The 13,226-nt window shown below is 71.1% G+C and carries 6 protein-coding genes; 4 read left to right on the top strand and 2 right to left on the bottom strand.

From position 1 onward, the window contains the following. Positions 1-57: 57 nt before the first annotated feature. The gene (locus tag IH68_RS0127180) at positions 58-2,925 is read right to left on the bottom strand and encodes a SpoIIE family protein phosphatase (protein WP_030939994.1); all 2,868 of its coding nucleotides are present in this window, start codon (positions 2,923-2,925) and stop codon (positions 58-60) included. Positions 2,926-3,169: 244 nt separating this feature from the next. Between IH68_RS0127180 and IH68_RS0127175 the strand changes: the two genes are divergently transcribed. After that, positions 3,170-6,244: a beta-N-acetylglucosaminidase domain-containing protein gene (locus IH68_RS0127175; protein ID WP_030939991.1), complete on the top strand. Its 3,075-nt coding sequence runs from the start codon at positions 3,170-3,172 to the stop codon at positions 6,242-6,244. A gap of 92 nt (positions 6,245-6,336) precedes the next feature. Here the strand turns inward: IH68_RS0127175 and IH68_RS0127170 are convergent, their stop codons facing one another. Beyond that, positions 6,337-7,101 (bottom strand): sugar isomerase domain-containing protein, encoded by a 765-nt coding sequence (locus tag IH68_RS0127170; RefSeq protein ID WP_030939988.1) that lies wholly within the window; start codon positions 7,099-7,101, stop codon positions 6,337-6,339. Positions 7,102-7,272: 171 nt separating this feature from the next. Between IH68_RS0127170 and IH68_RS0127165 the strand changes: the two genes are divergently transcribed. The 3 genes from IH68_RS0127165 (at position 7,273) to IH68_RS0127155 (ending at position 13,171) form a co-directional block, all read left to right on the top strand. Further along, a complete protein-coding gene (locus IH68_RS0127165; protein WP_030939986.1) occupies positions 7,273-8,157 on the top strand; it encodes a MurR/RpiR family transcriptional regulator in 885 nt (294 codons plus the stop codon). Positions 8,158-8,267: 110 nt separating this feature from the next. Further along, a complete protein-coding gene (locus IH68_RS0127160; protein ID WP_030939984.1) occupies positions 8,268-12,491 on the top strand; it encodes an NEW3 domain-containing protein in 4,224 nt (1,407 codons plus the stop codon). After that, entirely contained in the window at positions 12,488-13,171 is a 684-nt protein-coding gene (locus IH68_RS0127155) for a malonyl CoA-ACP transacylase (protein ID WP_030939982.1), read from the top strand. The genes IH68_RS0127160 and IH68_RS0127155 overlap by 4 nt, the downstream gene beginning before the upstream one ends. The last annotated feature ends 55 nt before the right edge of the window (positions 13,172-13,226 follow it).

The raw sequence follows: 13,226 nt of genomic DNA, 5'->3' as shown, positions 1-13,226 counted from the left end.
TGCATCGATATGCAGCCCCGCCGCGTGGGCGCGACAAGCCCCCACCGGCCCGCGGTATCAAGGCAACGACTGCTCTGTCCAAATCACCTTGCCGTAAGGCGTATACCGAGTCCCCCACCTCTCAGTGAGCTGAGCAACCAGGAACAACCCACGCCCGCCCTCGTCCTCCGTAAGAGCACGCCGCAGCCGCGGCGACGTACTGCTCCCGTCGGAGACCTCGCAGAGCAGCGCACGGTCACGCAGAAGACGGAGCTGCACGGGCCCGGTGGCATGACGGATGGCGTTGGTGACGAGTTCGCTGGCGACCAGTTCGGTGGTGAAGGCCAGTTCGTCCAGCCCCCAGGCGGCGAGCTGTCCGGTGACCGCGGTGCGGGCGCGGGAGACGACCGCCGGGTCGCTGGGCAGGACCCACTCGGCCACCCGTTCCCGGCCGAGAACGTGGGTGCGGGCGACCAGCAGAGCCACGTCGTCGCTCGGCCGCTCCGGCAGCAGCGCGTCGAGGACGGCCTCGCAGGTGTCCTCCGGGGCCCGGCCGGGCACGCCCAGGACGCTACGGAGCCGGTCCATGCCGGAGTCCATGTCGCGCAGCCGGTCCTCGACCAACCCGTCGGTGTACAGCACGAGTTGGCTGCCCTCGGCGAGTTCCAGCTCGACGGTCTCGAAGGGCATGCCGCCGAGGCCCAGGGGCTGGCCGGGGGGCAGGTCGACGAACTCGACGGTGCCGTCCGGTGCGACGACCGCGGGCAGGGGGTGCCCGGCGCGGGTGAGGGTGCAGCGCCGGGACACCGGATCGTAGACGGCGTAGAGGCAGGTCGCTCCGACGATGCCGGAGTCGGCCTGGGTGCTCTCCACCGCCCAGCCCTCGCCCCGGTCCAGGCGCCCCACCAGGTCGTCGAGGTGAGTGAGGAGGTCGTCGGGCGGCAGGTCCAGGGAGCAGAAGTTGTGCACGGCGGTGCGCAGCCGGCCCATCGTGGCCGCGGCGTGCAGGCCGTGGCCGACGACATCCCCGACCACCAGGGCGACACGGGCGCCGGACAGCGGGATGACGTCGAACCAGTCGCCGCCGACGCCGGCCTGCGCGGGCAGATAGCGGTAGGCGACCTCGACGGCGCTCTGCTCGGGGCGGCCCTTGGGCAGCAGGCTGCGCTGCAGGGCGAGTGCGGTGTTGTGCTCGCGGGTGTAGCGGCGGGCGTTGTCGATGCAGGTCGCGGCGCGCAGGACCAGCTCCTGGGCGAGGGAGAGGTCGTCGTCCTCGAAGGGGGCGGGCCGCTCGGAGCGGTAGAAGCTGACCACGCCGAGCGTGGTGCCGCGGGCTCGCAGCGGCACGGTGATCAGGGAGTGGACGCCCGCCGCGAGCACCCGCCCCATCCGCTCGGGATCCTGTGCGAGCCAGCCGCCCGCCTGAGCCAGGACGGGTTCCATGACGGACTGCGTGAGTTCGAGGCAGCGGGCCTGCGGCGTGGACGGGACGTATTCGACGGTGTCGCCGACGTCGTACAGATTGGCGGGCTGCTTGCGTACGGCGCGGATGGCGACACGGCGCAGTGGCGTCCGGCCGTCGAGCGCCACCGGCTCCTCGCCGCGCAGCACCGCGTCGGGCAGGTCGACGGCGACGAAGTCGGCGAACCGGGGCACGGTCACCTCGGCCAGTTCCTCCGCGGTACGGGTGACGTCGAGGGTGGTGCCGATCCGCAATCCGGCGTCATGCAGCAACTCCAGCCGCCTGCGCGCGAGTACGGCGAGCCGGCCGACGCCGGGTTCCCCCACGAGCAGCAGCCGGCTCTCTGCACCGTCGAGGATGTCGCCGACGGTTTCGGCGGGCTGTAGTGCCGGGGCCTGGGGCGGGGGCGCGACGGCTCGTACGACGACGGCGGGTGGGGCCGCCGTCGGGGCCGTCGCCTCGCGCGCGGTCACCGGCGGCCCGCTCGCCCCCGGGGTCGCCACCGGCACCGGCCCGGCGACCGGTGGCGACGTCGGCAGTCCGAGCCCGCTCAGCCGCGGCCCGCCCAGGATGCGCGCCTCCACCGCGACGCCCGTCTCCCCGGCCGCGCCCATGACCTGACGCCGCAGCAGCGTGGCGATACGGCCGCCCGACAGCGGAACCTCGTCGAGGGTGCGGCCCGGCGAGGCGATGAGTTCCTCGGCCCGCTCGCGCAGTACGGCGAGGTCGATCCGGCCGAGGCCGTCGCCGTCGTGTCCGTCGCCGTCGCCCGGCGCCGGACGGTCGGTCGGCCGTGCTGCCCCGCGCACGTCGAGGGCGGCCCGCCGGTAGGCGGCGAGGAGTGCGCGTTCTCGTTCCGTTGCCTGTTCGAGGAGGCGGCCCTCGATGTCCCGGGCGGCCGCCCGGACCAGCCGCAGCATGGTGGGGTCGCCGTCGTCGCGCAGGCAGGTGAGGTCCAGGACGGCCTCGATCCGGCCGCTCAGCGGATTGCGGACGGGCGAGCCCGCGCAGGCGAAGGGCTGCAGGCAGTCGGCGAAGTGCTCACGGCCGACGACATAGATCGGGCCGCGCTCGGCGAGTGCGGTGCCGACGCCGTTGGTGCCGACCACCGGCTCGGAGGCGTCGAACCCCGGGGCGAAGTTCACCTCGTCCAGCCGGTCGCGCAGCCGCAGATCGCCGTCGAGGCGCCGCACCATGCGGCCCCGCGCGTCGCACAGCGCGATCGACATGCCCATTTCCGCCAGGGAGGCGCTCAGTTTCCTCAGCACCGGGTCGGCCGCGCGCAGGAACCGTTCGTCCAGCGTCAGGCCCTGCTCGTAGGGGACGAGCAGATGGTTGGGTTCCAGCCCCGCGGAGCGGCAGCGCTTCCAGGATTCGAGCACCGAACCCCGGACGTCCGCCTCGACCCGCGCACCTGCCAGGAAACGTTCGTGGGCATCGACGAGTCCGCCGATGTCGTCCCAGGCGACGGACACCGAGATCACTTCCTCACCTGGAGCAGGCCCGGTCGCGCGCCGCCGATCGGTACGCCCGGGCGTGGTCCTCCAAGCGCTTTCACCCTAGCTCTGCTGTGACCCACACCACAACGTCAGGCACGTTGCACTCGGCGCCCTGCACGCCCTCCACGAAGAGATCGACACAGCAGCGGACCGGTGCCCCATTGAATGATGCATTCAGCATCTCTAGCATCTTGCGGCGGATAGATTCACCATTGGCTCAGGAGAATACATGTTCCCAGCCAGACGTCCGTGGTGCCTTGCGGCCGCCACCCTCGTACTCGCCGCCGGCCTCACCGCCCCGGCCATCACCTCGGCGACGGCGGCCACGACAGCCACACAGGCCCGGATATGGCCGACTCCCCGGCAGATCGAGACCAGACCCGGTCAACTCACCGTTCCGACAAGGGTGGTGGAGGTCGTGGGCTCCGGCACCGACCGGTCCGCCCGCCGCCTCGTGGAGTCCGTGCTGCGCGCAGCGGGCGCCAGGCACATCATCGAAGTCGGCGCCGACGACAGACCTCCGAGGGCCGACCTCACCGTCTTTCTCGGTGGCCCCTCCGAAAACCCGGCCACCACGGATGCGTTGAAGAAGCTGCACGCCAAGTCCCCGGCGGGCCTCCCCTCCGGCGGCTACACCCTGGCCTCGGGCCGCCGACTTCTCGCCCTGTCCGGCGTCGACACCACCGGCACCTTCTACGCCGCCCAGACCCTGCGCCAACTGGTGGCCGGGCGGCACGAGTTGCCCCAGGTCACCGTCCGCGACTGGCCCACGGCCGCCCTGCGCGGAGTCGTCGAGGGCTTCTACGGCACCCCCTGGACCCACACCGAGCGCCTCAACCAGCTCGACTTCTACGGCCGTACGAAACAGAACGTCTACGTCTACTCCCCCAAGGACGATGTCTACCTGCGTGCCCGCTGGCGCGACGAGTACCCGGCCGCCGAGCTGGCCCGGCTGGGGGAACTGGTCGACCGCGCCGACGCCAACCACGTCCGCTTCACCTACGCCCTCTCCCCCGGCTTGTCGGTCTGCTACTCCTCCGCGTCCGACATCGCCGCCCTCACCCGCAAGTTCGACTCGCTGTACGACATCGGCGTGCGGTCGTTCGCGATCCCGCTGGACGACATCAGCTACACGAAGTGGAACTGCGACGCCGACGAGAAGGAGTTCGGCACGGGAGGGGGTGCGGCGGGCGCGGCCCAGGCCTACCTCCTCAACCAGGCGTGGAAGAACTTCTCCGCCCAGCACACCGGCCTCCGGCCCCTGGAGATGGTCCCCACGGAGTACTCCGACCTCGCCGACTCCCCGTACAAGAAGGCTCTGCGCGAGAAGCTGGACCGGTCCGTCGTCGTGGAGTGGACCGGTGTCGGCGTGATCGCACCGACCATCACCACCGAGCAGCTGAAGCAGGCCCGCACGGTCTACGGTCACCCGATCCTGGTCTGGGACAACTATCCGGTGAACGACTACGTCACCAGCCGTCTCCTGCTCGGCCCCTACACCGGCCGCGAACCCGGTGTGGCGAGCGAGGCGGTCGGCGTGACCGCCAACCCGATGATCCAGGGCGAGGCCAGCCGCCTGGCCCTGTTCACCTCCGCCGCGTACCTCTGGAACCCGCACGCCTACGACCCTCGCGCGGCCTTCCTCGCCTCCGTCCGCGACCTGGCCGGGCCCTCGGCCGCGAAATCGCTGCGCATCTTCGCCGAGAACAACTACTCCTCCCAGCTGGACCCGACCGAATCACCCACGCTCACCAAGCTCATCTCAACCTTCCGCAAGGCCTACGCCGACGACGACGGTCTCGACCGGGCGGCCGCCGCACTGACGGCGTACTTCACCGACATGGCCGCCACGCCCGCCGAGCTGCGCGCCCACCTCTCCAACTCGGCCTTCCTGGAGAAGACTTCGGCCTGGCTGGACAAGCTCGGCCGCTACGGCACCGCGGGCCGGACCGCCGTGGCCCTGCTGCTGGCCGACAAGAAGGGCGACACCGGCGCCGTCACCACGTACTGGAACCGGCTGAGGGCCGAGCGCAAGGAACTCGACGCGATCCCCCAGCAGGTCTCGCCGGGCGTGATGGACCAGTTCCTCTATACGACGATGCTGGACACGGCACCCGACCCCGGCGTCGACGCGTCCTTCACCCCGGGTTCGCTGAGCCTCGAGCCGGGCGCGACCGGCACGGTAACGCTCAACCTCTCCGACAAACGCTCCACCACCTCCCGCACGGTCTCCTGGAAGCTCGCCGTGCCCGACGGCGTCACCGCCTCGCCCACCGAGGGCAGTGCCACCGTCCCGGCCGGGGGCAGCGCCTCGGCGACCGTCACGGTCACCGCCGGGACGGCCCGGGGAGTCCGCTCACTCGTCGTATCCGGCACCGGAATCCTCAGCCGGGCACTCCCGGTCCGGGTCGCCGACGGGACGGGAACGCCCAGGGCGCTGACAGCCAACTTCAGTGGTGCTTCGGTGAGTTCGATCGACCTCTCCTCCGGGAAGAGCACCGACATCGGCGTGGGCGCCAACCCCGGTGAGGTGGTCGTGAGCACCGACGGACGCACCGCCTACGCCGCCGATCAGGGTTCGAACACGGTCAGCGTGATCGACGTGACCACCGGCAAGGTCACCGCGACGGTCTCCGTGGGCCGCGTCCCGGCCGGGCTCGCCCTCACCCCTGACGGCCGTACGCTCTGGGTCGCCAACTACACGGACGGCACGGTCCAGCCCGTGGACACGACCACCCTGACAGCAGGGACACCCGTCCCGGTCGGTTCCGGACCGGAGAACATGGCGATCACACCCGACGGCAGGACCCTGTACGTCGCCGACATCCACGACAACACGGTCTCGCCCGTCGACCTCACCACCGGCAAGGCCGAGCCCCCCGTCCCGGTCGGCCCGAGCCCCTTCAACGTGGTCGCCTCGCCCGACGGGAGGACGGTGTACGTGTCCGACTCCGGCGGCTCCACGGTCACCCCGATCGACACCGCCACGAACGACACCGAACCGACCCTGCTCGTCTCAGGCCAGGCCTACGGCCTCGCCCTCTCCCCGGACGGCCGCACACTCTGGGTCAGCCCCAGCAACGGCAACTCCGTAACCCCCGTGGACACGGTCACGGGCGCCCCCGGCAAACAGATCCAGGTCGGCAAGTCGGCCTTCGACATAGCCCTGAACTGGAACGGCACCAAGGCCTATGTCACAACAGCCGACGAAAACACCCTGGTACCGATCGACGTGGCGGAACGGAAGGTAGAGGCCTCCTTCACTACCGGCGCCTACCCACTGGCGGTAACAGTGACGCCATAAGGGGCGCGGGGCTGTGTCGATCTGCGGCTCCGCCGTGTGGGCGCGACCAGCCCCCACCGGACCGCAGACAACTCACTGCCCAACCGACGGAGTCAACTCGCGGTACGCCGAATCCTCCCGGCGTACCGCTTCTCCAATTCAAGGTTGCCCTCGAACCCACCGGGCACGTTCGCCGAAACATAGACGGGCGGCCGCTCACCGGAGTCGAGCAGCAACCTCGACGCCTCGGCCACCGCCATCTGCACCAGCATCACCCCGGTCAGCGTCGACAACGCACAGACAGACCCCCCGCCGGGAAGCTCCAGCAGCGCATCCCCGCGCGGAGCGCGATTGTCGAGTACGACATCAGCCAGATCGGCCAGCTTCTCCCCGCTCGGATGTCCCGCAGGGACGGCCCGCGTATGAGTGAGGGAGGTGATGGCAAGAACCCGATGCCCCCGTTCCTTGGCCTGCAGCGCCATCTCGACGATCACGTTGTTGACACCCGAGTTGGAGATGATCACGAAGAGGTCCTGCGGGCTCGGCCCGGCGAGGCGATAGAGCCGCTCGGCCACCCCTTCGCTGCGCTCCAGGAGCGGGTCGTCGAGGACACTCGGGTCGTCGCCGCCGTAAAGAACGAGGTCGGCGATGCTCAGCCGATTCGTCGGCACCAGCCCGCCTGCCCGGCCCGCGAGTTCGAGGACGATGGCCTGGGAGTGTCCGGTGCCGAAGGCCTGGATCACGCCGTCCGAGCGGACGCAGTCGGCGATCAGTCCGGCGGCGCCCGTCACCTCTTCGCGGGCGGATTCGGTGATGTTCGCCAGGACGGCCAGGCTCTCCTGTGCGAAGCCTTCGGCGCTCACAGACTCGACGGACACACGACACTCCCCACCGGTGGATTGAACCACCCCATCCGACTCCACAGGTGAATCAATAAATCACATGGGTCATGCAGCGAGCAATGCAACGGCCCAACGTGCGAACATCGCTCACCTCTGCGGTACTGGTATTCAATCCGCCCCCTGACGGGTGGCTGGTACCTTCTCCTCATGCCCTCGACGGACGTCACCACACTGATCCGCACGGAGCTTCCCCGGCTGGCCGGATCCCTCCGCAAGGTCGGCGACCTGATCCTTGAGGATCCGGCCGCCGTGACCCACTGTTCGGCCGCCGAACTGGGCCGCCGCACCGGCACCTCGCAGGCGACCGTGACCCGCTTCTGCCGCGCCATCGGGCTCGACTCCTACCAGCATCTGCTGATCGAACTGGCCCAGGAGCGCGGCCGCGGCGAGGTCTCCGACTGGGGTTCCGCCGAGATCGGGCCGGACATCTCGCCGGACGACAGCCTGGAGCGGGTCGTCCAGGTCGTCGGCAGCGCCGACCTGCGCGCGATCCAGCAGACCATCGACCGGATCGACCTCGACGCGGTCGAGCGTGCGGCCCAGGCGCTGGCCAAGGCCCGGCGGATCGATGTGTACGGCGTCGGCGGCAGCGGCACGGTGGCGCAGGAGACCGAGACCCGCCTGTTCCGCATCGGCTGCGCGGTCCGCGGCTGGACCGAGGTGCACGGGGCGGCCACCTCCGCGGCGCTGCTCACCCCGGCGGACGTGGCCATCGGCATCTCCCACTCCGGCGCCACCCGCGAGACCCTCGAACCCTTCGAGATGGCCAAGGAGCGCGGCGCCACCACCGTCGCCATCACCACCGACCCGCGCTCGCCGCTCGCCCGGGCCGCCGACATCCGGCTCATCTCGGCCACCTCGGAGACCAGCTTCCGCACGGGCAGCATCGGCGGCCGCCACTCGGTCCTGATGATCGTCGACTGCCTCTACGTCCGGGTCGGCCAGCTCTCCTACCAGCGCGCCAGCGCCTCGCTCGCCCTCACGGACCACATCGCACCGCAGCATGCGGTGAAGTCGCGCCGGACGAGGTGAAACCGGACGCGATTGCATGGATGAACCACCGAGAATGCGTGAGGGTGGTTGTTTGAATCATCCCGGCGATGCCAGGATGGGGCTCCCCCGAGCATCCTCGTAGGAGACCCATGCGCGTCACCTCTGCCGAGTCGACCGAGCTCTTCGTCGGGACGAGCGAGCATCCGCACCAGGTGATGGCCGTCGAGCTGAGCCACGCGCCGGGCCGCACGGTCCGCATCGTCGTCGCCGGCCCGGGCGTCTCCGGGACGACGGTCGCGACCACGGGCGACGACGGCAAGGTCCGCGCCGAGATACCCGTGACGACCGACCTCGCGCCCGGCGACGGCACCCATGTCACGGTCACCGCCGAGGACGCCGTGGACCCCGAGCAGACCGGTGCGCTCACGGTCGCCTTCACGGCCGCCGAGCCCGGCTGGACCATGTTCATGGTCAGCCACTTCCACTACGACCCCGTGTGGTGGAACACCCAGGCCGCCTACACCGAGACCTGGGACGTCGCCGACGACCCTGCCTCCACCGGACTGCCCGCCCGCACCTTCGACTCGCGCGGCCAGTCCGGGATGAGCCTGGTCCGCGCCCACTGCGACCTGGCCCGCCGCGACCCGGCTTACACCTTCGTGCTCGCCGAGGTCGACTACCTGAAGCCGTACTGGGACTCCTTCCCGGAGGAGCGCGCCTTCCTGCGCGAGCTGATGCGCACCGGCCGCGTCGAGATCATGGGCGGTACCTACAACGAGCCCAACACCAACCTCACCGGCGCCGAGGCGACCGTACGCAACGCTCTGTACGGCGACGGGTTCCAGCGCGGGATCATGGGCGGGTCGCCGGAGACGGCCTGGCAGCTGGACGCCTTCGGGCACGATCCGCAGTTCCCGGGGCTGATGGCGGACGCGGGGATCAGCTCCAGTTCGTGGGCGCGCGGGCCGTTCCACCAGTGGGGGCCCACTCTCTCCGTCTTCGGCGAGGAGCCGCGCGATCCCGGACGCATGCAGTTCCCGGCCGAGTTCAGCTGGATCGCCCCCTCCGGGCGCGGGCTGCTGACGGCCTACATGGTCAACCACTACGGCGCCGGCTGGGCGATCGACAACGCACCCACCCTGCCGGCGGCGGAGGCGGCCGCCCTCAAGCTGTTCCGGGGCTTGAGGTCGGTCGCCCTCACGCGCAACGTCCTGCTCCCGGTCGGCGGCGACTACGCGCCCCCGTGCCGCTGGGTGATGGACATCCACCGGGACTGGAACGCCCGTTACGTCTGGCCGCGCTTCATCAGCGGCACCCCGCGCGACTTCTTCGCCGCCGTGCGCGCGCAGCTGGACGCGGAGGGCCGCAAGGCGTCCCCGCAGACACGGGACATGAACCCCGTCTACACCGGTAAGGACGTCTCCTACATCGACACCAAGCAGGCCCAGCGGTACGGCGAGACGCTGCTCGCCGACGCGGAGGCCTGGGCGACGCTCGCCTCGCTGGTCACCGGGCACCCGTACCCGGACGCGGCGCTCGACAAGGCCTGGCGGCAGCTGATCTACGGCGCCCACCACGACGCCATCACGGGCTCCGAGTCCGACCAGGTCTACATCGACCTGATGACCGGCTGGCGCGAGCTGGCCGACCTGGCCGAGACCGTGCACGCCGACGCCACGCAGGCACTGGCCGACCAGGTCACCCCGGGCGACGGCGCCGACCTGGTCGTCTTCAACTCCGCGACCTGGCAGCGACGGGACGTGCTGACGGTCGACGACCCGGGACTCGTCCCCCTCGGCCTCCCAGCCGTCCGCGAGAACGGTCAACTCCACGTCGTAGTACCGGAGTTGCCCGGCATGGGACTCAAGGCCCTCCCCCTGGCCGAGGGCACCGTCCCCGAGTGGGCACCCGGCGAGGGCGCCACCATCCGCAACGAGTTCTACGAGGTGACGGTCGACCCCGCGCGCGGTGGCGGCGTCAGCAGCCTCCGCGCGCTCACCGAGGGCGGCCGGGAGCTGCTGCGCGCCGGGGACATCGGCAACGAGCTCGTCGTGCAGGAGGAGTACCCCAGGCACCCGCGCTTCGGCGAGGGCCCCTGGCACCTCACGCCGACGGGCACCACCGCCGCCCGCAGCCGTGACGTGGTCGCGGAGTCCGAGGTCGAGCACTCCCCCGCCGGCGCACGGATCACCGTCCGCGCCGACCTCGGGCTGTTCCGGTACACACAGCGTCTGACGCTGTGGAGCGGCGTTCCGCGCGTCGACGTGACGACGACCATCGACGGCTACGACGGCGCCGACCGGCTGATCCGCGTCCGCTGGCCCTCCGACGTGCAGGGCGGGCTGCCGGTGCACGAGGTGGCGGACGCGGTGATCGGGCGCGGGTTCGGCTTCGTCGACGTGGACAGCGAGCAGTTCCCGTGGACGCTGGACAACCCGGCCAACACCTGGTTCGGGCTCGGGTCCACGGCACGGGTCGAACTGCGCGACGACACGGGCGCGTTGCTCGGCCGGCGGTCGATCGGGGTCGCCGAGCTGGTGTACGCCTCCTGGGACGAGGCCGGTGAGCTGGGGACGCCGCTCGCGGCCGCCCTGGTGCGTGCCGGGGTCACGGCGACCTCGACGATCGCCGACGGTCCGCGCTACGGCGACCTGGAGGTCGACTCCAACCTGCCCGACATCCGGATCGCCGTCGGCGGCCCGGACCGCAATTCCCTCGTCGCCGAGGCGCTGGGCTGGGATCCGGCCGCCGGGCGCGAACTGCAGCGGCAGCTCGCCGAGGGCGGCGTGGCCGCCGTCTGGGTCGCGCCGCGCGCCTCGCTGCGCGAGGAGTGGGTGCCCGGGGCCGACCTGCGCGACCTCGAACGGCTGCCGCTGCTGGTGGTGGCGGGTGCCGACTCCGAGGGTGATGCGAAGGCGGTCGACGCGCTGATCGCCGACCTGGACGACGCGACCGTCACGGCCACGGCAGCCGGCGGCGGCGAGGCCCTCCCACCGGGTGACGCCTGGGACGGGAGCGGCTTCGCCGTACTCAACCGCGGCACGCCGGGCTGTGTCGTCACCTCCTCCGGGGACCTCTACATGTCCCTGATGCGCTCCTGCACGGGCTGGCCGTCCGGCATCTGGGTCGACCCGCCCCGCCGCACGGCCCCCGACGGCTCGGGGTTCCAGCTCCAGCGCTGGTCCCACACCTTCGAGTACGCGGTGGTCGGCGGCGAAGGCGACTGGCGGGAGCAGCAACTGCCCCGCGTCGGCCATGAGTTCAACCACCCGCTGAGCGCCCGAGTACGACAGACGTCGGAAGTGGCCTGCCTGCCAAGGGAGTTGAGCCTGCTGCGGCTCGAACCTGCGGGCGAAGTCCTGCTCGACGCCTTCAAGCCGGCCGGTTCACCGCTCGCCCGCGGGAGCATGGCGCCGGCGGATCCGGAGCGCGGGGTCGTCGTGCGGATGCACGAGGTCAACGGACGTCCGGTACGGGCGCGAGTGCACGGCCCACGCGCCTGGGCACGGGGCGCCCGCACGGACGTACTGGAAAAACCCGGGGAGCAACTGGCGCCGGACGACCAGGGAGTGCTCTCCATCGGCCTGACCGGGTTCGAGGTCACGACGGTCCTGGCCACGCCCACCGAGGGCCCCCGGAGCTCGTACGACCCCGGCATCGCCGCCCACGAGCCCGCGCAGCCGGTCCACACCCGCTACTGGCTCCACAACTCCGGCCCCGCACCCCGCGGCAACATGCCGGTGGCCGTGTACATCTCACCGACGACGCTCACCGCCTCCGGCGGCCCCTTCAACGTGACCGTCCGGATCTCCTCGGAGCTCACCGACGCACCCGTCTCGGGCACGGTGACCGTCGAGGCACCCCCCGGCTGGTCCACCGAGCCCGCCGCCCTCCCGTACGCACTGGGCCCCGGCGGCTTCACCCTCACCGAGCTCACGGTGACGCCCCCGCCCGACGCGACACCTGGCCGACACTGGCTGGCGGCACGGCTGTCGTACGAGGGGCAGACATACGAGGACGTCGTGGCCGTCGACGTACCGGGCGAGCCGTCCGGGCCAACTCTGCTGACAGATCTGGGAGTTGACCGGATCACGGTCAGGAGCGGCGATCACGTCCGCGTCCCGGTGACCCTGCACAACACCACCCGTGGCCCTGTCAACGGCACCCTGTGGGCGGTGTCCTCCTGGGGCACCTGGCCTGGGGTCGCCCCGGGCTGCCAGGGCTTCACGATCGCAGCCGGGCAGCAACTGGACTGCACCATCGACGTGGACGGCGTGGCGATCCCACCGGGCTCGTACTGGCTGATGGCGAAGATCGCCTGGCATGGGCGGGTCGCGTACACGAAGGCCGTGGAGCTGGAGGTAAGGCGATGACGGACCACGCAGCCGTCGTACAGGGTGAACCGGTCCCAAAAAACCGCGTCGACGCCTTTCTACAGACCGTGCCGGAGCGCCCCTCCAGGGGCGCGGGGAACTGCGCGACAAGCCACGTCGGCGCGGCAGGCAACCACCGACATGACGCGGCACTATCTGCTCCGGCACGAGCCGAACGGCAGCGAAGGCGCTGGGCCACCCAGGTGGTCGTAGCCGACGAACTGGCCCGGCGGGCATGCGCAGAACGGGGGCTGGCCCCGGTGGCAGAGGTGTCGCCCACACTTCTCCTGACCGTGGCCGAAAAAGACGTCGCAGACCTCGGCAGCATCATCGCCGCAGCCCTCGCCCACTCCCCCGCCGCCCGTACCCTCCTCGCCGAACTGGAGGCCGAGCAGGACGTCCCCGAGGAAGCCGTACGCGACTACTACGACCGCAACCGGGACCGCTTCCTCACCCCGGACGCGCTACGGCGCGGAGTCGACCCGTTCGGACCGGCGGCACCTACAGACTTCCTGCCGTACGAACAGGCCCGCGAGCGCATCGCACAGGAACTCAGGCGCGCGGCGGGCCGACGCGCCTTCTTCGCCTGGTTCGACCGGGCGCGGGCCGACGTGGTGTACGCCGCGGGGCACGAGCACCCCGGCGACCCCTCGCACCCGGACCACGAGCACCGCCACTGACTCAGGGGCGGAACCGAAACGCAACACGGCAAACCATTGACCTCCGATGAATTCT

The organism is Streptomyces sp. NRRL S-646 (assembly GCF_000720765.1).
GTDB lineage: Bacteria > Actinomycetota > Actinomycetes > Streptomycetales > Streptomycetaceae > Streptomyces.
Note: the sequence above shows the minus strand (reverse complement) of the source record. Positions and strands in the feature narration are given on the sequence as shown.

Bases quoted from the DNA above. Each gene is read 5' to 3' on its own strand.
- IH68_RS0127175 (WP_030939991.1), top strand. From the start codon at position 3,170: ATGTTCCCAGCCAGACGTCCGTGGTGCCTTGCGGCCGCCACCCTCGTA.
- IH68_RS0127165 (WP_030939986.1), top strand. From the start codon at position 7,273: ATGCCCTCGACGGACGTCACCACACTGATCCGCACGGAGCTTCCCCGG.
- IH68_RS0127160 (WP_030939984.1), top strand. From the start codon at position 8,268: ATGCGCGTCACCTCTGCCGAGTCGACCGAGCTCTTCGTCGGGACGAGC.
- IH68_RS0127155 (WP_030939982.1), top strand. From the start codon at position 12,488: ATGACGGACCACGCAGCCGTCGTACAGGGTGAACCGGTCCCAAAAAAC.